The 22,657-nt window shown below is 73.5% G+C and carries 19 protein-coding genes; 12 read left to right on the top strand and 7 right to left on the bottom strand.

What is annotated here, in order from left to right; translation table 11 throughout:
* Positions 1-160 precede the first annotated feature (160 nt).
* Positions 161-1,531: a hypothetical protein gene (locus ACIRQF_RS04510; protein WP_376636724.1), complete on the top strand. Its 1,371-nt coding sequence runs from the start codon at positions 161-163 to the stop codon at positions 1,529-1,531.
* A 133-nt stretch (positions 1,532-1,664) separates the two neighbouring features.
* Positions 1,665-2,417 (top strand): HNH endonuclease family protein, encoded by a 753-nt coding sequence (locus tag ACIRQF_RS04505; protein ID WP_404088791.1) that lies wholly within the window; start codon positions 1,665-1,667, stop codon positions 2,415-2,417.
* A 270-nt stretch (positions 2,418-2,687) separates the two neighbouring features.
* Here ACIRQF_RS04505 and ACIRQF_RS04500 read toward each other — a convergent pair whose 3' ends face one another.
* Entirely contained in the window at positions 2,688-3,359 is a 672-nt protein-coding gene (locus tag ACIRQF_RS04500; RefSeq protein ID WP_404088789.1) for a response regulator, read from the bottom strand.
* A complete protein-coding gene (locus tag ACIRQF_RS04495; protein WP_389751390.1) occupies positions 3,347-4,501 on the bottom strand; it encodes a sensor histidine kinase in 1,155 nt (384 codons plus the stop codon). Before ACIRQF_RS04495 ends, ACIRQF_RS04500 begins: the two co-directional genes overlap by 13 nt.
* A 266-nt stretch (positions 4,502-4,767) precedes the next feature.
* Here ACIRQF_RS04495 and ACIRQF_RS04490 point away from each other — a divergent pair, with 266 nt between their 5' ends.
* Positions 4,768-6,063, top strand: coding sequence for a YncE family protein (locus ACIRQF_RS04490; protein ID WP_404088786.1), 1,296 nt, complete (start codon positions 4,768-4,770; stop codon positions 6,061-6,063).
* Positions 6,064-6,173: 110 nt separating this feature from the next.
* Here ACIRQF_RS04490 and ACIRQF_RS04485 read toward each other — a convergent pair whose 3' ends face one another.
* Both ACIRQF_RS04485 and ACIRQF_RS04480 read right to left on the bottom strand, forming a co-directional pair.
* Positions 6,174-8,243 carry a discoidin domain-containing protein gene (locus tag ACIRQF_RS04485; protein ID WP_404088784.1) on the bottom strand — a complete coding sequence of 690 codons (2,070 nt, stop codon included), beginning with the start codon at positions 8,241-8,243 and terminating at the stop codon, positions 6,174-6,176.
* 142 nt (positions 8,244-8,385) lie between these two features.
* Positions 8,386-8,979 (bottom strand): TetR/AcrR family transcriptional regulator, encoded by a 594-nt coding sequence (locus ACIRQF_RS04480; protein WP_404088782.1) that lies wholly within the window; start codon positions 8,977-8,979, stop codon positions 8,386-8,388.
* Positions 8,980-9,599: 620 nt separating this feature from the next.
* Here ACIRQF_RS04480 and ACIRQF_RS04475 point away from each other — a divergent pair.
* The 9 genes from ACIRQF_RS04475 (at position 9,600) to ACIRQF_RS04435 (ending at position 19,900) form a co-directional block, all read left to right on the top strand.
* On the top strand, positions 9,600-11,942 hold the full coding sequence (locus tag ACIRQF_RS04475; RefSeq protein WP_404088780.1) for a collagenase: 2,343 nt from the start codon (positions 9,600-9,602) through the stop codon (positions 11,940-11,942).
* An 82-nt stretch (positions 11,943-12,024) separates the two neighbouring features.
* The gene (locus tag ACIRQF_RS04470; protein ID WP_404088778.1) at positions 12,025-13,227 is read left to right on the top strand and encodes an NAD(P)/FAD-dependent oxidoreductase; all 1,203 of its coding nucleotides are present in this window, start codon (positions 12,025-12,027) and stop codon (positions 13,225-13,227) included.
* A 62-nt stretch (positions 13,228-13,289) separates the two neighbouring features.
* The gene (locus tag ACIRQF_RS04465) at positions 13,290-13,559 is read left to right on the top strand and encodes a (2Fe-2S)-binding protein (protein WP_382486067.1); all 270 of its coding nucleotides are present in this window, start codon (positions 13,290-13,292) and stop codon (positions 13,557-13,559) included.
* Positions 13,540-14,997 (top strand): FAD-dependent oxidoreductase, encoded by a 1,458-nt coding sequence (locus ACIRQF_RS04460; protein WP_404088776.1) that lies wholly within the window; start codon positions 13,540-13,542, stop codon positions 14,995-14,997. The genes ACIRQF_RS04465 and ACIRQF_RS04460 overlap by 20 nt, the downstream gene beginning before the upstream one ends.
* A gap of 74 nt (positions 14,998-15,071) precedes the next feature.
* Positions 15,072-15,980, top strand: a complete 909-nt coding sequence (locus ACIRQF_RS04455) for a dihydrodipicolinate synthase family protein (RefSeq protein ID WP_404088774.1) — start codon at positions 15,072-15,074, stop codon at positions 15,978-15,980.
* Positions 15,981-15,994: 14 nt separating this feature from the next.
* Positions 15,995-16,999, top strand: a complete 1,005-nt coding sequence (locus tag ACIRQF_RS04450) for a proline racemase family protein (RefSeq protein ID WP_404088772.1) — start codon at positions 15,995-15,997, stop codon at positions 16,997-16,999.
* Positions 16,996-18,147, top strand: a complete 1,152-nt coding sequence (locus tag ACIRQF_RS04445) for a proline racemase family protein (protein WP_404088770.1) — start codon at positions 16,996-16,998, stop codon at positions 18,145-18,147. The genes ACIRQF_RS04450 and ACIRQF_RS04445 overlap by 4 nt, the downstream gene beginning before the upstream one ends.
* A complete protein-coding gene (locus ACIRQF_RS04440; RefSeq protein WP_404088768.1) occupies positions 18,144-19,133 on the top strand; it encodes an ornithine cyclodeaminase family protein in 990 nt (329 codons plus the stop codon). The genes ACIRQF_RS04445 and ACIRQF_RS04440 overlap by 4 nt, the downstream gene beginning before the upstream one ends.
* A gap of 41 nt (positions 19,134-19,174) precedes the next feature.
* Positions 19,175-19,900: a GntR family transcriptional regulator gene (locus ACIRQF_RS04435; RefSeq protein ID WP_376636738.1), complete on the top strand. Its 726-nt coding sequence runs from the start codon at positions 19,175-19,177 to the stop codon at positions 19,898-19,900.
* A 40-nt stretch (positions 19,901-19,940) separates the two neighbouring features.
* Here ACIRQF_RS04435 and ACIRQF_RS04430 read toward each other — a convergent pair whose 3' ends face one another.
* From ACIRQF_RS04430 to ACIRQF_RS04420, 3 genes are all read right to left on the bottom strand, one after another.
* A complete protein-coding gene (locus ACIRQF_RS04430; RefSeq protein WP_382486055.1) occupies positions 19,941-20,372 on the bottom strand; it encodes a PPOX class F420-dependent oxidoreductase in 432 nt (143 codons plus the stop codon).
* 99 nt (positions 20,373-20,471) lie between these two features.
* The gene (locus tag ACIRQF_RS04425) at positions 20,472-21,029 is read right to left on the bottom strand and encodes a phosphatase PAP2 family protein (protein WP_389751631.1); all 558 of its coding nucleotides are present in this window, start codon (positions 21,027-21,029) and stop codon (positions 20,472-20,474) included.
* Positions 21,030-21,195: 166 nt separating this feature from the next.
* Positions 21,196-22,482: a diacylglycerol/lipid kinase family protein gene (locus tag ACIRQF_RS04420; protein ID WP_404089527.1), complete on the bottom strand. Its 1,287-nt coding sequence runs from the start codon at positions 22,480-22,482 to the stop codon at positions 21,196-21,198.
* Positions 22,483-22,657 lie beyond the last annotated feature (175 nt).

Genomic DNA, 22,657 nt, shown 5'->3' with positions numbered 1-22,657 from the left:
GTCCTGCGGAGCAGGCGTCTTGGTAATTACTTTACCCAGGCAACAAATGGGCGGATTGAGGGGGTAGCCCGTCCGGATCCGGACAACTCGGCACCTCTCCGGGATCTTGCGCCCTCGTCACCGCCGTGGTCGTATGTGCTGTCCTTTTCAAGATCACGACATGGGGGTAGTGATGACCGGACGCATGGACCGCCGTTCCGTCATACGCGGCGTGGCCACGGCCGGAGCCGGCGTCGCCGCGGGCGCGCTGGTGACCGGCGGGGGGACCGCGTACGCGGCGGGGGCCGGCGGCGACCCGTACGTGGTCAACGTCATGAGCCACAACGCCGATCCGACCGGAGCGACTCCGAGCGACGCGGCGTTCCGCGCGGCCGCCGCCGAGCTGCTCTCGGCCGCCAACTGGCAGAAGAACCCGATCTCCGGCACGATCCTGAAGAAGGTCCTGCTGATCCCGCCGGGCAACTACCTGCTGACGGAGCCCGACTCGCTCCTGCCCAACGTCGACGGCCGCGGGGGCGGCGGTGTGATCGACGGCATCGCGATCACGGGCTACGGCAAGCGCACCTCGCGGATCGTGTACGCGCCCACGGCCAACGACACCACGCTGTGGACCAACTACCGCCGCTACAAGAACATCCGGATCTCCGGTCTCACGTTCACCAGCAACAACCCCACCTCCAGCTTCTGTTACTCCTACTCGGAGGACGGCGGCTACGGCGCGCAGGACACCTGGTACACCGACGTGGAGTGGCGGGGCGACTGGAAGCGGGGCATCGGCCTCGACGGCCCCCTCGACTCCCCGCCGCCGCCGGCGCAGCAGGTGCCGCAGTCCGACCTCAACAGCGAGATGGGCTGGGACCACTGCCAGATCGGAGGCACCTACTCCGAGGCGTTCCTCGTCATGGGGATGAACACGGCCGCCACCCAGCAGGACCAGTTCCTCAACTACTGGTTCCGCGACTGCAAGGTGGAGTTCAAGTCCGGGGTGTTCGTGAAGAACGTCCGCGGCGGCTCGATGAACTTCATCGGCGGCTCCTACATCCTCACCGACGCGAGCAAGCCCGGCACCTTCTTCCAGCTGACGTCCGACGCCTCCACGCGGTTCGACTCGGTGCTGCGCCTGTACGTCCAGGGCATCCGCTTCGAGGTGCAGAGCAAGAGCCACAAGGTGATCGACTCCCGCTGGACGAGGGGCAACATCACCTTCGTGTCCTGCGACGACACCGCCCAGCACTTCCAGAGCTGGGCACCGGACGCGGTGCCGCACCAGTACGCCTTCAACGTCGGCGGCAACAGCGGCCCGATGGTCCGCTACGTCGACTGCGCGCTGATGGGCTCGCACAAGGTGGAGACCGGGACCGCGCCGACCACCTCGGGCAAGGTGCTCTACGACGGCTGCCGCTTCATCGACATGAACGCTCCGACGGGCTCGGGCGGCTTCCTGCGCTGGACCGGCGTCGCGCCCCGGCACGAGATGCGGGACTGCCTGGCGGGACCGACCTACACGGCGGACGTGAAGTACCCGGCCTGACGCAGCGCCCGGCCCCGGTCCCGAGGCCCCGCCCGGCCCCGGTCCCGAGGCCCCGCCCGGTGTCCCTTTCGGGAGGCACCGGGCGGTACGCTGCCGCGCGTAGCGATGGCGAGCAAAGGGAACGATTCGGCTCATGGGGCGTCAGACGTACGGCAACATAGCGGGCTTGGCGGCGGCGACGACGGCGGTGCTGCTCGCCGCCACCGGCTGCTCCGTCCCGGACGGCGTCGGCGCGGCCTCGGGAGGCCCCGACGCCAAGGGGAGGACCCCGGCATCCTCCTCCGCCCCGCCCTCGCGCGGCGGCGGCGCGCCCGCGCCGGACGCCGACGGCAGGCTGCCGGGCCTGCCGGGCACCTCCCTGGCCCGTACCCAGCTCGCCGGCCTGAAGGTCGCCCCCCAGCGGTCGATGACCGGCTACAGCCGTGACAGGTTCCCGCACTGGGCCGAGCAGGGCGAGAACTGCAACACGCGCGAGGCCGTCCTCGAACGCGACGGGTCCGACGTCCGGCGGGACGGCGAGTGCCGTGCGGTCTCCGGCACCTGGGTCAGCGTCTACGACGGCCGGACCGTCACCAAGGCGTCCGGCCTGGACATCGACCACATGGTGCCGCTCGCCAACGCATGGCGCTCCGGCGCGGACGGCTGGACGCAGGAGAAGCGCAAGGCCTTCGCCAACGACCTGACCCATCCCCAGCTCCTGGCCGTCTCGGCCGTGACCAACCGTTCCAAGGGCGACCAGGGGCCGGACGAGTGGCAGCCGCCGTCCCGGACCTACTGGTGCACCTACGCGCGCGCCTGGACCTCGGTGAAGTCGACGTACGGCCTGACGGTCACGCCCGCGGAGAAGGCGGAGCTCGTGCGCATGCTGGACACCTGCGGCAACTGATGCGCGGGGCGGTTGCGCGGAGGGGCGGCACGGTGGAGACCCCCGTACCCCGCGTGCCGCCCCTCCTCCCCCGATAGAGAGCAGCTCGGTTCCCTCACCCGGGCCCGGGAGTTCCTCCCGCCCCCCGACGGGAGGACCATGGGGCCGTGCCGGTGAGAGACGGTGGGCGCCGCGGCTACGGGGGTGTGACCGCGGCGCCGGGAACGACGATAGCGACCGGTGGTGCGCCCCCTGCAGCCGTCCGTTTGGGGGGCTTGCGGCCCCCACCGGTCAGCCCCCGTCCAGACTGTCCTCCCGGACCCGCACGGCGAGGTCGATCTTCGTGTACGCGGGCCGGCCGGCCTGCCGGTACTTGGCCTTGACCCGGTCCAGGTAGTCCTTCGCGGTGTGCACCGTGATGCCCGCCCGCCGGGCCGTGGACTTGAGGGTGAGCCCGGAGGCGTAGTCGAGCAGGACCTGCCGTTCGCGCGGCGAGAGCCGCGGCGCGGCGGGGCCGTCGTCGTGCGCGCAGGCGAAGGCGAGCTCGGGGGAGTGGGCGCCGAGGCCGGCGGCGACGTCCTTGACGGCGGCGACCAGTGTCGGAAGGTCGTTGTCCTTGGTCAGATAGCCGTCCGCCCCGGCCCGCACCGCGTCGATGATCCGCTGGCGGTCGGGGACCGTGCTGATCATCAGGACCCGGCTGCCGGTGTCCAGCAGGCGCCGGATGTTGTCGGCGGGCGCCGATCCGTCGCGCAGGACCAGGTCGAGCAGGACCACGTCGGGCGCCTCGTACCGGGCCTCTCCGTAGGGGAGTTCGGTGCCCCGCCGGGAGGCGAGCAGCTCGTCGACCGTGGCGGCCGTCGCCGTCAGGTCCAGTTCCGGCACACCGCCCAGCCAGGCCCGCATGCCGTCCAGGAGCATCCGGTCGTCGTCGACCACGGCCACCGTGATCAGCCGGGCCATCTCAGCTCCACCCGTACGCCCTCACCGGGCGCGGTGTCGACCACCGCCCGGCCACCGATCTCCGTCATCCGGGCGTGCACCGAGCCGCGCAGGCCGAAGCCGGGCGCGTAGGCGTCGAGGTCGAAGCCGGGCCCCCGGTCGACCACGGTGACCACGGCGCCGCCGATTCCGTCACCGGCGCCGGTCGCGGTGAGATAGGCGTGCCCGGTGCCCGCGTGCCGCCGTACGTTGTTCAGGGCCTCGCGCGCGGCGTCGGCGAACGCGGCGGCGACCTCCGGCGGCACGGCGGGCAGGTCGTGGTACTGCGCGGTGACCCGCAGCCGCAGGGCCTCCACCGAGCTCACCGCCTCCTCCAGGGCGGCGCCCATCCCGGGGTGGTGGACCTCGTCGGCGGTCTGCTGGATTAGCCTGCGCAGATAGGCGGCCTCCCGGGCGCAACGCTCCCGGACCTCGGGGGCGTTGGCGTCGATGCCGCCGGCCGCGAGGGTCGTGAGCGTGGCGAGAACGGTGTCGTGCAGCGCCCGGTGGTGGTCGAGCCGTTCGGCGTAGCGCGCCTTCTGCGCCTCGGCGGCCAGCGCGCGGGAGTTGGCGTCGTCGAGGAGCCGGCCCTGGCGGCGCAGGTACCACCACATGATCGAGGTCATGACGGCGGAGGACAGCACGGAGTTGAGGTGTCCTCCGAGGACCGCCCGGCTCGCGCCCACCAGGTGGTACCCGAGCAGGTGGGTCGCGGCGAGCGCGGCGACCGCGGCCAAGGCCTGGGAGCGGGTGAGGGCGATGGCCGCCGCGCCGCTCGCCGAGCCGCCGAGGAGCATGGCCCAGCCGATCGCCGGCGTCTCGCGCACCCCGCCCCACGCGTACAGGGCGAAGGGCAGCGCGCAGCCGACGACGAGGACGTCCGCCCAGATCTGCCGCGGGTCGAACCAGCCGCGGCGCAGCGCCGTCCCGTAGACCAGCGCGCTCAGGCCGACCGCGGCCGCGATCCCCAGGTACTGCAGGGGGTGGGCGTGGGGACGCTGGGCGACGGCGAGGACGCCGACCGTCAGATGGCTCGCCCGGTAGAGCAGGGTGGTGAGGATCATGAAGGACCGGGCGCGCTGGAGCGCGGAGCCCGCTCCGCCCGTTCGCCTCCACGCGTGCAAGCGCCATGAGAGTAAGGACCGCACCGGCAAGCGCCTTTCTTCCGCCGTGTCACGACTGTCCCCGTCGCCCCGCATTCTGCCCGGGCGGGGAGCCGTCGTCAGGGCCTCTACCAGCCGTTTCGTCGGCGGAGTGAAGGAGGTGTGCGGGAGATGTGCGGGGGGTCCGTACCGAAGGGTAACAGGGTGCTTCCCAAGCCTTGTTGGGCGTGGCATGTCCATGGTTACCTCGGGTAAGTCCACGTCCGGAGTCGGAAGAAGGAACCCCCATGCCCTCTCCCCGCCTGTCCCGCCCCCACCCCCGCACCCGCCGCGGACGGGTCCGCGGGCGCGTCGGTGGATCCCTCGCCGCCGCACTCGCCGTGCTCGCCGCCCTCGGCGGCGGAGTCACCGCCGCACCGGCCGCGGCCGACGCCGGCGGCCTGCGCGAGGTCATGTTCGTCGGGAACAACTGGGACGGCACCGCCGAGGTCATCGCCTCCCGGGGCGACTTCGGGCGCATCGGGCGGGTGAACGTGATCCCCGACCGCGAGGAGCGGATGCGGGAGATCTACCTCGACCCCCTCAAGCTGGCGTTCTTCCTCGGCGTGCGCAGCGGCCCGGGCGAGGGGCACGACCAGTTCGTCGACGACATGTACGCCACCCCCGACGGCTCCGCCATGGTCGTCTCCCGGCCCAGCTTCGCCGACGTCGTCTCCGTCGACCTGCGCACCGGACGGATCAACTGGCGCTTCCCCGTGGCCGGTTACCGCTCCGACCACATGGCCGTGTCGCCCGACGGCACCCGCGTCGCCGTTTCCGCCTCCACCGCGAACACCGTGCACGTCCTCGACATCGTGTCCGGCCGGCAGCTGGGCTCCTTCAAGACCGGCGACAAGCCCCACGAGAACGTCTTCACCTCCGACGGGCTGCTCTGGAACATGTCCATCGGCGAGGTCACCACCGCCCTCGACGCCCCCTGGCTCGACTGGACCAAGGGCGACCGGAAGATCACCGTCGTCGACGCGAACACCTTCAGGACCGTCCGCGTCATCGACATGCGCGAACGCCTCGACGCCTTCGGCCGCGGCGACCTCTCCGACGCCGTACGGCCGCTCGTCTTCACCCCCGACGAGAAGAAGCTCTACTTCCAGGTCTCCTTCCTCAACGGCTTCCTGGAGTACGACATCGCCGCCGACCGGATCACCCGCCTCAAGGCCCTCCCCGGCAACCCGGCGACGAACCCCGACCGCACCACCTGGGTCAACGACTCACGCCACCACGGCCTGTCGATGAGCCCCGACGGCACCAAGCTGTGCGTCGCCGGCACCATGGACGACTACGCCACCGTCGTCGACCGGGCCACCCTCCAGGAGGGCCCGCTGGTCGAGGCGAGCAAGCCCTACTGGGCGACGGTCAGCGGTGACGGCCGGTCCTGTGTCATCTCCGAGAGCGGCGCCGACCGCGTCACCGCGATCGACTTCGCCACAGGGCGGCGGATCGCCACCGTCGGCGTCGGCGACCACCCCCAGCGTGTCCGGCTCGCCCACGTGCCCGCCGACTGGACCGGGCCGACCGCCCGTTGACCCTCCGCACGCCGTGACACGGCGAAGGGGCCTGCCGGATGCGATCCGGCAGGCCCCTCGTCATGCGGTGCGGGAGGTCCGGCACGTCCTGGACGCCGGCCGGTCACCGGTCAGGACCTGGTCACCTTCACCTCGTAGAGCGAGTAGCCCCATCCGGTGGCCCGCTGCACGCCGTGGATCCGCAGGTAGCGGGCCGACTGCGACGGGAACTCCGCCGTGTCGTAGCCGCCGTTCCCGGAGGCCGTGGACCACGCGGTCCGCCAGTTGTTGCCGTCGTCCGACAGCTCGATCCGGTACGCCCGCCCGTAGGCCTGCTCCCAGTCGAGGGTCACCCGGCCCACCCGGCGCACCGAGCCCAGGTCGACCTGCCACCACTGGTCGTCCGACCACTCGCTGGCCCAGCGGGTGCCGGTGTCGCCGTCCAGGGCGCGGCCGGGGGAGTAGTTCACGAACGGGTTCCACCACTCCGAGGTGCTGGCCGACGTCGGCTGCCCCGCGGCGATGTTGACGCCCATCTCGTGCTTCTCGGTGGACTTCCAGGTCGTCAGGTACGACTCCGCGCCGTTCGCCAGCTCGCCGACGACGCCGGGGCCGCCGGGGGTGAGCCGGATCTGTTCGATCCAGTCGGGGACGAGACCGTTGTGGGCGGCGCCGTCCGTGTTGAGGTCCCAGGTGCGCTGCCCGGTGACCTGGCGGTCGAGCACCGAGCCGCCGTCGAAGCTCTTGAACGGGTACTTCACGGCGTTCGGGGCGTCCGGTCCGACCGGGCCGGGCCAGCCGCCGACGCCGTTCATGTCGGTGCCGTAGCCGAGGCCGACGCCGTACTTCCGGCGCAGCTCGGCCTTCTGGGCGGCCTCGCCGATGAAGCCCTGGGCGTTGTGCATGTACTCGGCGACGAAGCCGCCGAGCCGGTAGACCCGCTCGGTCCAGTCCAGGTCCATCCAGCTGTGACTGGAGATGACGCCCGGGTACTCCTCGGCCTCCAGGATGTCGAGGGCGCGGCCGGCCGCCTTGACGCTCATGTGGTCGAGCTCCAGCATCATGCCGCGCTGCATCATGCCCTTCAGGGCGTGCTCGCCGAGCCGGGTCAGGCCTCGGGTGTTGCAGCGGGCGTCGGAGGCGTACGAGGGCACGCTCACGCCCGGCGGCAGCTTCTCCGTCATCGCGGGCAGGACGGTGGCCAGGCCGATCGGGTTGTCGTGCTGCGGGCCGGCGCACTTCTCGGTGGCCCAGAAGGTGCCCGTGGAGAGGAACTGGCCGACGTTCACCGCGACGCCGGTGGTGCCGCTGTCGAAGCGGACGCCGCACAGCGCGTTGTCGAACTTGTGGCAGAGGAACATGCTGCGCACGCCGAGGGAGTACAGCTCGTCGAGACCCCTGTCGATGTCCGCCTGGTTGCACTGGGCGACGTCGAGGATCATCTTGCAGCCGAACGGCTCCGAGGTCTCGACGCCGAGCACCACGGCGAGCTTGCCCTGCTCGACCACCGAACGGGCCTGCGCCGAGTCGGTGACGATGCGGAACCAGCCCTTCCCCGGGCCGCCGTACATGCGGTCCACGTAGTCCTGCAACTCGTAGGACTTGCGGGCCTCCAGACGGATGGCGTCCATCTCGTCGCAGCCGCGGTCGCGCGGCAGGATCGAGCAGATCAGGCCGTTGGTGACCAGGTCGTTGACGAGCACCCGCTGCCCGCCCCGCCAGGCCCGCTCGACCCACGCGTAGTAGTTCTGCTGGTGGCTCAGGGAGTTGTTGGCCGGCCAGTCCTTGAAGGTGGGCCAGCCCACCGGGTCGTGCTTGCCGTTGTCACCGCCCGTGAGGTGCTCGAAGAGGGCGCCCGAGCCGTCCGGGTAGTGCTCCGGGCAGTCCTTGAGGGCCTCGGGGGCGCCGCCCTCGGAGAAGGTCTGGCCGCAGATCATGCGGCCGCCGAACCCCTCGTTGGACATGAGGTGGTTGTGCGCGTCGACGAAGCCGCGCACCTTGCCGTCGGCGGTCGTCCCCTTGAAGGGGGCGCCCGTGACGTTGATCTGCGAGTCGGGCGCCGGCCGGGCGGTCGGCTCCCACCAGGAGCCGGCGTCGGCGGCGGGGACCGGGCCCGCGCCGAAGACGACGGTGGCCAGGGCGATGAACAGGGACACGACGGCGAACCGGCCGCCCGCCCCGCGCGTTGTTGGTCGATTCATGGTCAGCGATGCCTTCGGTCATGGGGGATACCGGGCTGCGAGCCGTCCTGGGTGTTTCTTGCGGTAACAGTGGGCTCGCCAGAGGATCGCGAGGAACTACCAGCGAGTCAAGGGTCCGGGTCAAATGACCTGTTGGCGGTACTCAGCCCTCGATGAGCGCGACGAGGTGGTCGGCGGTCGTGTCGAGCAGGTCCGCCGCGGCCCGCTCGTCGCCGAGCACAAGATACTGAAGGGTGAGCCCGTCGATGGTCGCCGCGAGCACCCGCGCGAGCAGCTCCACGGGCACCTTCGGCGTCACCTCGCGCAGCACGCAGACCTGCTCGATGAGGACCGCGGCCGACGCAACGTACTGCTCGTACTGCGCGCGGGCGAGATGCTCGAAGCCCTCCTCGCGCAGCGCGTACTGGGTGAGCTCGTAGGTCAGCATGTGCTCGGCGGGGTGGGCCTTCACGTGGTCCCAGTACGTGCCGAGCGCGCCGCGCACGGTCTCGCGCAGCGTCGCCCTCGGCTCGACCGCGGACATCACCCGGGCCACGTAGTTGCCGGTGATCGAGCCGATCGCGGCTTCCAGGAGGGCCTGCTTGGAGTCGAAGCAGTAGTGGAAGACGCTCAGCGACACCCCGGCCTCGGCGCAGATCGACCGGGTCGTGGTCCGTGCCACCCCGTCCCTGGCCATGACCAGGACCGCCGCCTCGACCAGCTGCCGGCGTCGTTCGGCCGACGGCATCCGCGCCATGCTTCCTCCTCGCGTCGGGGCCACAGGGTAACCGCCCCGCCTGGGCGGGCGGCCGCCACCGCTCCCGCCCGCACCGGGAAACGTCACCCCCGCGCCCCCCCCCGCGCTGAAGCCGCGCCGAAGCCGCGCCGACCCCCGCGCCGAAGCCACGCCGAAGCCGCGCCGACCCCCGCTGATCCTGCGCCACCCCTGCGCCGAGCCCATGCCGACCCCGTGCCGGCCCCGTGCCGGCCCCGTGCCGGCCCCGTGCCGGCCCCGTGCCGGACCCGTGTCGACCCCGCGCCGGACCCGCTCCGACCGCGCCCCGGCATCCCGTGACCGGGCGGCGGCTCCCTCCCGGCGGCCTGTGCGCACTCGGCCGGCCGGCTCGGCCGGCGGGTGCTTCCTGCCGCTGACGTGGGTCGCGGTGGCCCCGCCACCAGCGAGAACGGCACCGGCGGGGGGTGCGGCACGAGGCCGCCCGGTTGCCCCTCCGTGAACTGATGGCTGCACAGACCTTGTCAGTGCAATTTCACATTACTATTTTACTGCTCACGCGGCGGCGCACCATGACCGTCAACTCCCGTGTGAGCCAGGGGAGTTCGCCGCGCATCCCCCACTACTCCCGACCAGGAGCCCAGGTGTCCCAGCGCAGAATCGTGCGTACCTCCCTCCTCGCCACCGCCGTCGCGGTGACCCTCGTCGCGTCCGCCGGACAGGCCGCGACCCAGGCGGCGCAGCCCGTCGCGAAGCCGGCCGTGCCGACCGCGTTCGCGGCCCCCGGCCCCGCCGCGAACCCCTTCGACGAGGTCGAGCACATCGACAACGCCCGTCCGGCCGAGGCCCGTCCGGCGCCCGCCCCGGGCGGCCTCACCCAGGCCCGCGTCCCCGGTCCCACCAAGGCGACGCCCAGGAAGAGCCAGGCCGCGGCCGACGCGGCCCCCGCCCTCGCCTCCGGCGTCCCCTGCACCCTCGACGGCATCACGGGCCTCTCGCCCGAGCAGTTCGCCGACTTCCTCGCCGACCCCGCGGTCACCTCCGACGGCTGTCTGCGCACGCTCGTCTGGACCTGGGACGCCCGCCTCGCGCCGGTCATGTCCGACGCCCACGTCCAGGCGGTCGCCCGCCGCATCTCCACCCTGGCCGGCACGCACGACGGGCGTAACTCCTCGCACCTGGAGGAGATGTTCACCTATCTGCACGCGGTCGCCTACCACGACTTCTCCCGCCCCGAGATCGACATCACCGACGCCCCCACCGTCGACGTGATCCGCCGGGCCATCGCCGACTTCGGCGGCGCCGCCCGCACCTTCGACGTCACCGCCTCCAACGCCCGCACCCTGCGCGAGGCCCTCTACATCGGCAGTGCGCCCGGCCTGCGCCAGTACCAGCTGGGCCTGATCGTCAAGGTGCTCGCCACCATGGACGCGCAGCACACCGCCACCCACCAGGACCCCACCTGGGGCGGCGCCGCGCTCGCCGCGCTGTCCGTCAACTACCTGGGCGTCTACCCCGGCAACCAGGACACCGCCTTCCACGCCGCGGCCAAGGCCGACCCGGCGTACCGCGCCGCCTTCAAGGCCTTCGCGGGGCACACCCACCTCAAGGGCACCGCCAACGCGTGGGTGGCCCGTGACGCCCTCTCCGAATACGGCCGCTTCGGGCAGATAGCGGGCCTCCGGGACGGCGTCGTCGCAGACCTCGGCGCCCTCCTCGGTCAGGTCGAGTCCGGCTTCGGCTACGGCAGCGAGCAGTGGGCCAAGCTCGTCACCTGGCTCAACTTCTACGACGCCTGCGCGCCGTACGGCGTGTGCAAGGCCGACATCGAGAAGCGGCTCTTCCCCTCCACGTACACCTACGACAACGGCGGCATCAAGGTCCGCACGGCCCTCGACCGGGCCACCGTCGACCAGCTCTACTACGCGAGCAAGCAGGTCAAGTCCCAGTACCACCGGGTGCTCAGCACCGACCAGCCGCTCGCGGGCGACCCCAACACCACGCTCAACATCGTCCTCTACGCCTCGCGCGCCGACTACGAGAACTACCACCCGATCCTGACCGGGTACTCGACCAACAACGGCGGCATCTACATCGAGAACGGCGCCACCTTCTACACGTACCAGCGGCGCGTGCCCCAGGACTCCAGCCTGACCCTGGAGGAGCTCTTCCGGCACGAGTACACCCACTACCTCAACGGCCGCTTCGCCGTCCCCGGCTTCTTCGGCGAGGGCCCCTGGTACCAGGGCGACCGCACCACCGCCATGGACGAGGGCACGGCCGAGTTCTTCGACGGCGCCACCCGGGACAACGGCATCGCCGTACGCAAGTCCCTGGTCCGCGGGGTCATCAACGACACGGCCGGCGGCGGCCCGCGCATGAGCGTGCGTCAGCTCCTGCACGCCACCTACGACGGCGACGGCTTCCGCTTCTACAACTACGCGGGCACCTTCTTCGAGTTCCTGTGGACCGAGCGCCCGAGCCTGCTCCGCGAGATGTACGGGCGGCTGCGCGCCGACGACGTGGCCGGCTACGACGCCTGGCGCGAGCGGCTCAGCGCCGACCAGGGCCTCCAGGCCGCCTACGACCGCTTCCTGGACGCCCAGATCGCCCAGGTCGACCGGCTCTACGTGCCGAACACGAGCTTCACGCCCAACGACCGGCTCCGCGACACGACGGCCGCCCAGGTCCGCTCCGCCTTCTCGGCGGCGACCTACAGCAACCCGGACTGCGTGGAGAACGGCGACCCCGGCAAGAAGCGCTTCGTGTGCACCGGCCGCATCACCGCCAACCTGTCGAACGCCTCCAGCGAGGACCAGGTCTTCAAGGACATGTCCGAGACGGTCGACTACTTCATCCTCGACCGGGCGGGCGCGGCCTCCAACAACCTCGCCGACATGAACTGCTCCTTCGGCCCGGTGGAGATCTGGTCCACCCGGACCGCCGGGACGTCGAGCTACCGCTGCGAGGGCCCCCTCCGCAGCTGATCCGGCGGCCGTCGGGCCCAGTTGACGCGTGCCCAGGCCGGAAGGCCTGGGCACGCCCTGAAGAATGTGACATATTACTGCCGTGCCCAAGAGACACTCCCTGGACGCCGTGATCATCGGTGCCGGCGTCGTCGGAGCCGCCTGCGCGTACTACGCGGCCCGCTCCGGCCTCACCGTCGCCGTCGTCGACCGCGGTCCCGTCGCGGGCGGCACCACGGGCGCCGGGGAAGGCAATCTGCTCGTCTCCGACAAGGAGGCGGGCCCCGAGCTCGACCTCGCGCTGCTGTCCACGAGACTCTGGCGCGAGCTGTCCGGCGAACTCCCCCCGGACATCGAGTACGAGCCCAAGGGCGGTCTCGTCGTGGCGCCCGACGAGACCACCCTCAAGGCCCTCCGCGCCTTCGCGGAGGGCCAGCGGGCCGCCGGAGTCTCGGCCACCGAGGTCCCCGGCGACGCGCTGAACTCCCTCGAACCCCACCTCGCTCCCGGCCACGCCGGCGGCTTCCACTATCCGCAGGACGCCCAGGTCCAGCCCGCGAAGGCGGCCGCCCGGCTGCTCGCGGCCGCCCGGGCCGAGACGTACCTCGGCGAAGAGGTGACGGACATCCTCCGCGGCCCCGACGGGGCCGTCCGCGGCGTCCGCACGCCGCGGCGCGAACTCCTCGCCCCCGCCGTGGTCAACGCCGCCGGCACCTGGGGCGGCGACGTGGCCCGCCTCGCGGGCGCGCACCTCCCGGTCCTGCCGCGCCGCGGCTTCGTCCTGGTCACCGAACCGCTGCCGCGCCTGGTCCGCCACAAGGTGTACGCCGCCGACTACATCGCCGACGTGGCCAGCGACTCGGCGGCACTCCAGTCCTCCGCGGTCGTCGAGGGGACCCCGGCGGGGCCCGTCCTCATCGGTGCGACCCGCGAACGCGTGGGCTTCGACCGGAGCCTGTCCCTCGATGCCCTGCGCCGGCTCGCCTCGCAGGCGGCGGCCCTCTTCCCGGTCCTCGCCGACGTCGACGTGCTCCGCGCCTACCACGGCTTCCGCCCGTACCTCCCCGACCACCTCCCGGCCATCGGCCCCGACCCCCGCGTTCCCGGCCTGCACCACGCCTGCGGCCACGAGGGCGCGGGCATCGGGCTGGCCCCGGCGACCGGCGCCCTCGTCGCGGCCGGCCTCACCGGGACCGAACCACCCCTGGAGTCCGGCCCGTTCGACCCGTCCCGCGACTTCGGCACGCCGGACGACGCCCCCGCGGCCGGTACCGCCGCCACCGACGACACGGAGAGCGCGAAGTGAACCGCACGACCGGGGGTCCCGGAACGCCCGACGCGGGACCCGCGCACCGGAAGGAGCCACCCTTGCCCACCGTCACCTTCGACGGACGTGAACTCCCGCTCCGGGAGGGTCAGTCCGTCGCGGCCGTGCTCTGGTCGGCGGGCATCCTCGCCTGGCGCACCACCCGGGACAAGGGCGCGCCGCGCGGCGTGTTCTGCGGGATCGGACAGTGCTTCGACTGCCTCGTCACCGTCAACGGGCGCCCCAACCAGCGCGCCTGCGTCGTCCCGGCCCGCCCCGGCGACGCCGTCACCACCCAGGAGGGGACCGGCCGTGCCGCACTCGGCTGCTGATCTCGCGGTCGTCGGAGCGGGCCCGGCGGGCCTGGCCGCCGCCGTCACCGCCGCCGACCTCGGCCTGGACGTGGTCCTGCTCGACGCCGGTGCGCGCCCGGGCGGACAGTACTACCGTCACCCCGCGCCCGCACTCGACGCGACCGGCGCCCGGGGCCTCCACCACGACTGGACGGCCTTCGCCACCCGTGAACGCCGGCTGCGGGCCCACGAGAAGACGGGCCGCGTCACCTACCTGCCGGACCACCACGTCTGGACGATCACGTCCGCCGGGCCCGACCGGATCCTCCGCGCCCGCACCGCGGACGACAGGTCCGTCACGGTGACGGCCGGCGCGGTCCTCCTCGCGACCGGGGCGTACGAACGTCAGCTTCCCTTCCCCGGCTGGACCCTGCCGGGCGTGGTGAGCGCCGGGGGAGCGCAGGCCATGCTGAAGGGCGGACTCGTGCTCCCGGGCCGGCGGATCGTCGTCGCCGGCAGCGGCCCCCTGCTGCTCGCCGTCGCGGCCTCGCTGGCGAGCGCGGGCGCGCGGGTGCCCGCGGTGGTGGAGGCAGCGGCGTACGGCGGCTACGCCCGCCACACGGCCACCCTCCTGCGCAACCCGGCCAAGCTCGTCGAGGGCGCTCGCTACGGCGCCGCGCTCGCCCGGCACCACGTGCGGCTCCTCACCCGGCACGCCGTGGTCGAGGCCCACGGCACGGACCGGGTCGAGGCGGTCACCGTCGCCCGGCTCGACCGGGACTGGCGTCCGGTCCCCGGCACGGCCCGCCGTGTCCCGTGCGACGCGGTGGCCGTCGGCCACGGCCTGGTCCCGGAACTCTCCCTGGCGACGGCGCTGGGCTGCGCGACCCGGACGGCGCCGGACGGGACGGTGGCCCTCGCGCTGACCGACGGTCTGCGCACCTCCGTGCCGGGCATCTGGGCGGCCGGTGAGACCGGAGGGGTCGGCGGCGCCTCCCTCGCCCTGCTCGAAGGAGAGCTGGCGGCCCACGACATCGCCGCGGCCGCGGGCAGGCCCGTCCCCCGCCCGCCCGCCCTCGACACCCTGCGCTCGAGCGGAGCCCCGCGCCCCGCGCGGGCGGACGACGTCGCCGGCCGGGGGCGCCGTCGCACCCGGCTCCGCGCCTTCGCCGAGGCCATGGCCTCGGCGCACCGTCCGGGCGAGGGCTGGGCGGACTGGCTGCGGCCGACGACCGACGTCTGCCGCTGCGAGGAGGTACCGGCGGCCCGGATCAGGGAAGCCGTGGACGAGCTCGGTGCCCGGGATCCCCGCACCGTCAAACTCCTGACCCGCGCGGGCATGGGCTGGTGCCAGGGCCGGATGTGCGGCCCGGCCGTGGCCGCGCTGTGCGGTGGGGGCGCGACCCCCGACCGCAGGCCGCTCGCCTGCCCGGTCCCCCTGCGCCACCTGGCCGGGCTTCCTCCGCAGAACGGCTGACGGATTGCGCGCCGCACTCTTGTGGCCGTAGTCCGGGATTCAGTAAAATGTCACACACTACAAAGGAGTTGCTGATGAGCGTCCCCACCTGGACCCCCGCCCGCCCCTGGCGCGGCATCATGGTCGCCACCACCCTCCCCCTCCGCGAGGACCTCTCCGTCGACTACGACGCCTACGCGGAGCACGTGCGCTGGCTCATCGAGAACGGCTGCGACGGCGTCGTGCCCAACGGCTCCCTGGGGGAGTACCAGACCCTCACCGCCGAGGAGCGCGCCCGCGTCGTCCGAACGGCCGTCGAGGCGGCCGGCGACGGAGCCAGGGTCATGCCCGGTGTCGCCGCCTACGGAAGCGCGGAGTCCCGGCGCTGGGCCGAGCAGGCCGCCGAGGCCGGCGCGGGCTCCGTGCTGCTCCTTCCCCCGAACGCCTACCGCGCCGACGAGGACACCGTCCTCGCCCACTACGCGGAGGCCGCACGGGCCGGGCTCCCGATCGTCGCGTACAACAACCCGATCGACACGAAGGTCGACCTCACCCCGGCGCTCCTCGCGCGCCTGTACGCCGCGGGCGACATCGTCGCGGTCAAGGAGTTCAGCGGCGATGTCCGCCGGGCCTACGAGATCGCCGAACTCGCCCCGGAGCTCGACCTGCTGATCGGCGCCGACGACGTCCTCCTCGAACTGGCCCTGGCCGGAGCCGTGGGCTGGATCGCCGGCTACCCCAACGCACTGCCCGCCTCCTGCGCCGAGCTCTACCGCGCCGCCGTCGCCGGGGACCTGACCACCGCGCTGCCGCTCTACAAGTCCCTCCACCCGCTCCTCCGCTGGGACTCCAAGACCGAGTTCGTCCAGGCCATCAAGCTCTCGATGGACCTCGCGGGACGCCCCGGCGGCCCGACCCGTCCGCCGCGCCACCCGCTGACCGGCGCCATCGGGACCGCCGTACGCTCCGCCACCGAGAAGGCCCTGGCCGACGGCCACCACTGACCCCGGGGAGACCCATGCGCACCCGTCACATCTACCACGCGGTCGACTCGCACACCGAGGGCATGCCCACCCGGGTGATCACCGGCGGCGTCGGGGTGATCCCCGGCGCCACCATGGCCGAGAAGCGGCTCCACTTCCTGGAGCACCTCGACCACCTCCGCACCCTCCTCATGTACGAGCCGCGCGGCCACGCGGCCATGAGCGGCGCGATCCTCCAGCCGCCGACCCGCCCCGACGCCGACTACGGCGTGCTGTTCATCGAGGTGTCCGGCCTGCTGCCCATGTGCGGCCACGGCACCATCGGGGTGGCGACCGTCCTCGTCGAGACCGGTATGGTCCCGGTCACGGAGCCCGTCACCAGGGTCCGGCTCGACACCCCGGCCGGCCTCGTCGCGGTGGACGTCCGCGTGGCGGACGGCGCCGCCGCCGCCGTCACCCTCACCAACGTCCCCGCCTTCTGCGTCGGCCTCGACCTCAAGGCCGAGGTCCCCGGCCACGGCACGGTCACCTACGACCTCGCCTACGGCGGCAACTTCTACGCCTTCGTGGAGCTCGACTCCCTCGGACTGCCCTTCGACCGGGCCCGCAAGGAGGACCTGCTCGCCGCGGGCCTCGCCCTGATGGACGTCATCAACGGCGGGCCCGACCGGCCGGTCCACCCCGAGGACCCCGCCCAGGGCGGCGTGAAGCACGTCTACCTCGCCGCCCCCGGCTCCGACGCCCGCCGGTCCCGGCACGCCATGGCCATCCACCCGGGCTGGTTCGACCGGTCCCCGTGCGGCACCGGCACCAGCGCGCGCATGGCCCAGCTGCACGCGCGCGGACTCCTGCCCCTGGACGCGGACTTCGTCAACGAGTCCTTCATCGGTACGGAGTTCACCGGGCGCCTGATCGCCGAGACGACGGTCGGGGGGCGGCCCGCCGTCGTGCCCACGGTCACCGGACGGGCCTGGATCACCGGCACCGCCCAGTACTTCCTCGACCCCACCGACCCCTTCCCCGCGGGATTCCTCCTGTGAGCCCGGACGAGGAGCGCACGACCGGGATCCGCACCGTCGACTACCACACCGCGGGCGAGCCGTTCCGGATCGTCGACCCGGTCGCCGCCGGCCTGCCCCCGCTGCCCGGCGACACCGTCGCCGAACGCCGTGCGGCCCTCCTCTCCCCGGGCGGCGACGGCACGGCCCCGCGGTCGACCCCGCACGACACCCTGCGCCGCCTGCTCGTCCAGGAGCCGCGCGGGCACGCCGGGATGTACGGCGGCTTCGTCGTGCCCCCGGACGACGACGGCGCCCAGCTGGGAGTGCTGTTCTGGCACAAGCACGGCTACTCGACCGCCTGCGGCCACGGCACCATGGCGCTCGGCGCCTGGGCGGTCGACTCCGGGCTGGTCGTCGCCCCCGCCGACCGGGACGTCCAGGTCCGCATCGACGTCCCCTCCGGGCGGGTCGCCGCGACCGTGCACCGCGAGGGCGGCCGCACCACCGGCGTCAGCTTCCGCAACGTCCCCGCCCGGGTCACCGGGCGAAAGGTGCGGGTCGGGACCAGCCTCGGCACGGTCGAGGCGGACCTCGCGCACGCCGGCGCCTGCTACGCCTCCGTCGCCGCCCGCGACCTCGGCCTCGCCGTCGACCGGAGGAACCTGCCGGAACTCGTCCGCGCCGGGCGGGAGATCAGGGCCGCCCTCGCGGGGCACCCGGCCACGCGCCACCCCGACGGGCCCCTGCTCTCCGGCGTGTACGGGGTGATCCTCCACGACGAGCTCCCGGACACCCCGAAGGGCCCGCACCAGCGGAACGTCACGGTCTTCGCGGACGGCCAGATCGACCGCTCGCCCTGTGGCTCGGGCACCTCGGCCCGACTGGCCCTCCTCGCCGACGAGGGCCGCCTCGCGGGGGACCGGGAGCTGACCCACGAGTCGGTCACGGGCACCGTCTTCACGGGACGCGTCGTACCCGGCCGACAGCGGGCAGGGTCCGCACGTCAGGGCCCCGGGCCCGCGCAGGGTGCCGGAGAGGCGCGGCGAGGGACCGGACCGGCGGCCGACCGCTCCGGGCCCTGGTCGGACGGGCTCGTCACCGAGGTGACGGGGCACGCCCATCGCACCGGTGAGCACCTCTTCACCCTCGATCCGGACGACAGTCTCGGCACGGGATTCCTCCTGTGAGCGGTGACCGCGTCCGGCAGCTCGACGCCGCGGCCGTTGCCCGGCTGCTCACACCGGCCGGGGCGGTCGAGGCGCTCGCCGACGTGCTGCGCGCCGGTCTCGACCCGGAGGCCGGCCGGCCGCGGACCGCGCTCCCGGTGCCGGCCGGCGAGCTGCTGCTCATGCCGGCCGCCACGGGCTCCTGGGCCGGGGTCAAGATCGCGGGGGTGGCCCCCGGCAACCCCGCCCGTGGCCTGCCCCGCATCACCGGCAGCTACCTCCTCCTCGACGGGCCCACCCTCCGCCCCCTGGCGCTGCTCGACGGCGCCGCGCTCACCACCCTCCGTACCCCGGCGGTGTCGGCGCTGGCGATCCGTCATCTCACCCCGCCCGCGCCCCCGTTGCGCATGGTGCTCTTCGGCACCGGTCCGCAGGCGTACGCCCATCTCGACGCGGTGCTCGCGGTACGGAACGTGGCCGAGACGGTCGTCGTGGCCCGTAGCCCGGAGCGTGCGCGGCGGCTCGCCGCGCACGCGCGGGCGCTCGGAGTGCCGGAGGCGCGGACGGGAAGCCCCGGCGACGTGGCGGGCGCGGACCTGGTGGTGTGCTGCACCACCGCCCGCACCCCCCTCTTCGACGGGCGGCTCGTCGCACCAGGCGCCACCGTCGTCGCCGTGGGCTCGCACGAGCCGGACGCCCGGGAGACCGACACGGCCCTGGTCCGGCGGTCCGCCGTGTACGTCGAGTCGCGGGCGGCCGCCCTGCGCGAGGCGGGGGACCTGCTGATGCCCCTGGCCGAAGGGGCGGTCGGTCCGGACCACGTCGCCGGCACACTGGCCGATCTGGTCGCCCGGCCCGAGGACACGGGCCCGGCGGATCCGGCGGCGCCGCGGCTCTTCAAGAGCGTCGGCATGGCCTGGGAGGACCTGGCGGTCGCGGTCGCGGTCCACCGCGCGGCGGAGGTGGAGGCGGTGGATGCGCCCGTCACCTCCGGCGGAGAAACGTGACATTGTACGCTGTCCCCCTGCCAGTTCTCGGAGGAATCAGCGTGGGTGACCTGAAGCAGCACAGTCTCATCAAGGCCCAGGAGCGGCTCCGCGACCAGGTCGGTCACGCGCTCCGAGCCGCCCTGATAGCGGGCGAACTCCGGCCGGGCAGCGTCTACTCGGCGCCGGGACTGGCCGCCGAACTCGGCGTGTCGGCCACCCCGGTGCGCGAGGCCATGCTCGACCTCGCCCGCGAGGGCCTCGTCGAGCCGGTGCGCAACAAGGGCTTCCGGATCACCGAGGTCAGCGAGCGCGAGCTCGACCAGTGCACCGAGCTCCGCATGCTGATCGAGGTGCCCACGGTCGGTCGGGTCACCGCACTCGCCACCCCGGAACAGCTGGAGGAACTGCGCCCGCTGGCCCAGGAGATCGTCACCAACGCGCGCGAGCACAACCTCATCGGCTATCTGGAGGCCGACCGCCGCTTCCACCTCACGCTGCTCGGCCTGGCCGGGAACGACCGGCTCGTCGAGACCGTCGGCGACCTGCGCAAGCGCTCCCGGCTCTACGGCCTCACGGGCCTGGACGAGGCGGGCAAGCTCGTCTCCTCCGCCGAGGAGCACATCGAACTGCTGGACCTGATGATCGCCGGTGACGTGGAGGCCGCCGAGGCCTGCATGCACCGCCACCTCGGCCATGTGCGCTCCCTGTGGGCCGAGGCCCGCGACGAACCCGTCGAGCGTCCGGCCGGGCGCCTCGGCCCGGTCGGCAAGGCCCGCAGGAGCTGACCCGCCGACGGGGCCGCGCGGACGCGGCCGGACGCTCCGCTCAGCGCACCGACTGCCCGTACACGTGGTCGACGGGCATCTTCATGAGGACCCGCCGGTCGGCCACCATCACCGACCGGTACTCCTCCCAGTCCGGGTGCTCCCCGGCGGCGAGCCGGTAGTACTCCACCAGCGCCTCCACCTCGGGTCCGTACGGGTCGGTGCCCGGCCCGGTCAGGGTCGCCGTCCCCTCGGCGGTCGCCCACGACCAGCCGTCCTCCGCGGTGACCTCCAGGGCGGCCCGCGGGTCACGCCGCAGGTTCGCCGTCTTGGCCCGGCCCTCGGTCATCGACACGTAGAGGGTGTCCGACCCGGGGTCGTAGTACGGCATCACGGGGGAGAGCTGGGGGCGCCCGTCGGCCTTGATCGTGGCGAGCACGCCGAGCCGGCTCCTGGCGAGGAGGGCGCGGGCGTCGAACGGTGTGGTGGTCATGTCCCTCACCAAGTCCCACACCCCGCCGCTTTGTTCCCGCGACCGCGATCCGCCGCGGGCGCCCCGGCGGGACCTCCGCGCGGCCGCCCGGCAACGGCATCACCCCCTGCGGTACCACCGCCACTGCGGGGACGCGTTCGCGACGGTCAGCGCCGCGACCCCGCTGGCCAGCCCGAGGACCGCGCCGGCGGCGACGTCGCCGGGATAGTGGACCCCGGTGTGGACCCGCGAGTAGCCCACGGCGCTCGCGAGGAGGCCGAGCGGGACCGCGGCGGGCGGGAGCACGACGCCCACCGCCGTGGCGAACGCGACCGCCGACGCCGTGTGCCCGGACGGGAAGGACGCCGAGGTGGGCATCGGCACATGGCGGTCCACGGTCACCCGCGCCGCCTCCCGGTCCGGGCGCCGCCGGCGCACCAGGCGCTTGCCGAGCAGATTGGCCGTGGCCGAGGCCACCGCGATGGCACCCACGCCGACCACCGCGGCCATCCGGGGACGCCCGGGCACGAGGGCGAGCGCCGCGGCGACCGAGAACGAGATCTTGGAGTGGTCGGCGGTGTGGGAGAGCCGGCGGAGGCTGCGGTCGAGGGTCGGCGTGGGGGTCGCGGCGACCGCCGCGTAGAGGGCGCCGTCCACGGCCCTCAGATCGGAGAGCATCGCGCGGACGGTGCCCACGGGGTCGCGCCGCGGGGGGCGCCCGGCCGGTTCCGCACCGCCGACCGGGGAGGGAACGGCGGACGCGGGCGTGGGGGACCCGTCCTCGGGGTCCGGTGCGGACCCGGACACGGGCCCGTTCGTGGGTGGCTGAGCCATGAGGTTCTCCTCAGCGGTGACTGAAGGCGAGGCCGACGATGCGTCGCCAGCTGATGGGATGGGCGGGCGGCGCCGTACCGGGACGGTCCCGGGGGACGACGACGCGCAGGGCGCGCGGCCGCAGCGAGCAGGTGACCGGGGTCGGCAGTGTGAGGGCCTCGCCGTCGACGGCCACGGGCAGCGTGTCGGCCTCGGAGGTGACCTCCACCCGGCGGGCGGTGAGCAGGTTCAGGCCGGTGGACGAGGCGCCGCGGACGGCGAGTTCGGCGGCCTGCGCCGCGCTCTCCACCCGGATGGCGATCGCGCCGAGCGCGCCGCTGTCCAGACGGGGCCGGTGGCCGCCGGTGCCGAAGGGATCGGGGGAGGCGTACGGGTTGTTGCTGACGAGGAGCGCCTGCTGGGCGGACAGCTCCGTGCTGCCGACACGGGCGTCGAAGCGCCGGCCGGCGTCGCCCGTCAGCAGGTCGGGCATCAGGTTCAGGGCCGTCTCCGCCTTGGCGTCGCGGTACTCGGGGCGCTGCACGACGTCCGCGTACACGCCGAAGGAGACGGTGTTGACGAAGGGTCGCCCGGAGACGTCCCCGAGGTCGACGCGGAGCTCCTCCCCGTCGGTCAGGGCGTCGAGGCAGCGGGCCGGGTCGGTGCGATCCAGGCCGAGGTCCAGGGCGAAGTGGTTGCGGGTGCCCGCGCTGATGACCAGGAACGGCAGATCGTGCTCGGCCGCCACCGCCGCCACGAGCGCCTGGGTGCCGTCGCCGCCGGCCACCCCCAGCAGGTCGGCGCCGTCCGCGACGGCCGCGCGGGCGAGTTCGGCCACGTCCGGGAACTCCCCGTCGGGCCCGGTCGGGCCGAGGAGCACCACCCGCGCGCCGAGCGCCTCCGCCTTCTCGACGAGCCCGAACCGGACGACCTTCCCGCCACCCGACCTGGGGTTCATCAGGAGGACGGCACGCTCCGGGCGTGCCGCGCGTCTCGCCCGGCTCCTGCGGTCCGGACGGCGCAGTGCGGTGCGGGCGCAGAGGAGGGCCGCTGCCCAGAGCGCCAGCGAGCTGAGCGCGGTCCGCCACAGGCCGTTGCCGAGGTAGAGCACCAGGACGCCCACGGGCGCGGCGATCCCGAGCAGGGCGCCCAGGAGCCGGACCGAGCCGCGGTGCGCGAGGAACCACCACGCGCCGACCGCGCACAGCGCCAGACCCAGGAAGCCGATGACGACGACGAGGACACCGCCGCCGCCGAACGGCACGAACAGGGCGACCACGGCGGCCACCGCGCACAACAGCGCGCACCGTGCGAGCATCCGCGCCCCGGCGCGCGCCCGGATCCGGTCCCGGCTGCGGGCCCGTAGACGCGCGCGCTTCCGCGCCCGCTCCGCCGCGTCTCCGCTCACCGTCGCCTCCCGACGTCCATGGCCCCAGCCTGCTGCCCGCAGACTTCTGACACCGCCTCACGGGGCCGTACGAGTGGCGGCGCGG

Source organism: Streptomyces sp. NPDC101191 (assembly GCF_044767915.1).
Classification (GTDB): Bacteria; Actinomycetota; Actinomycetes; order Streptomycetales; family Streptomycetaceae; genus Streptomyces.
Note: the sequence above shows the minus strand (reverse complement) of the source record. Positions and strands in the feature narration are given on the sequence as shown.

Coding starts and splice junctions, on each gene's coding strand:
- ACIRQF_RS04505 (WP_404088791.1), top strand. CDS start 1,665: ATGGGGCGTCAGACGTACGGCAACATAGCGGGCTTGGCGGCGGCGACG.
- ACIRQF_RS04450 (WP_404088772.1), top strand. CDS start 15,995: ATGCGCACCCGTCACATCTACCACGCGGTCGACTCGCACACCGAGGGC.
- ACIRQF_RS04510 (WP_376636724.1), top strand. CDS start 161: ATGGGGGTAGTGATGACCGGACGCATGGACCGCCGTTCCGTCATACGC.
- ACIRQF_RS04455 (WP_404088774.1), top strand. CDS start 15,072: ATGAGCGTCCCCACCTGGACCCCCGCCCGCCCCTGGCGCGGCATCATG.
- ACIRQF_RS04425 (WP_389751631.1), bottom strand. CDS start 21,029: ATGCTCTCCGATCTGAGGGCCGTGGACGGCGCCCTCTACGCGGCGGTC.
- ACIRQF_RS04420 (WP_404089527.1), bottom strand. CDS start 22,482: ATGCTCGCACGGTGCGCGCTGTTGTGCGCGGTGGCCGCCGTGGTCGCC.
- ACIRQF_RS04490 (WP_404088786.1), top strand. CDS start 4,768: ATGCCCTCTCCCCGCCTGTCCCGCCCCCACCCCCGCACCCGCCGCGGA.
- ACIRQF_RS04485 (WP_404088784.1), bottom strand. CDS start 8,243: ATGAATCGACCAACAACGCGCGGGGCGGGCGGCCGGTTCGCCGTCGTG.
- ACIRQF_RS04500 (WP_404088789.1), bottom strand. CDS start 3,359: ATGGCCCGGCTGATCACGGTGGCCGTGGTCGACGACGACCGGATGCTC.
- ACIRQF_RS04430 (WP_382486055.1), bottom strand. CDS start 20,372: ATGACCACCACACCGTTCGACGCCCGCGCCCTCCTCGCCAGGAGCCGG.
- ACIRQF_RS04480 (WP_404088782.1), bottom strand. CDS start 8,979: ATGGCGCGGATGCCGTCGGCCGAACGACGCCGGCAGCTGGTCGAGGCG.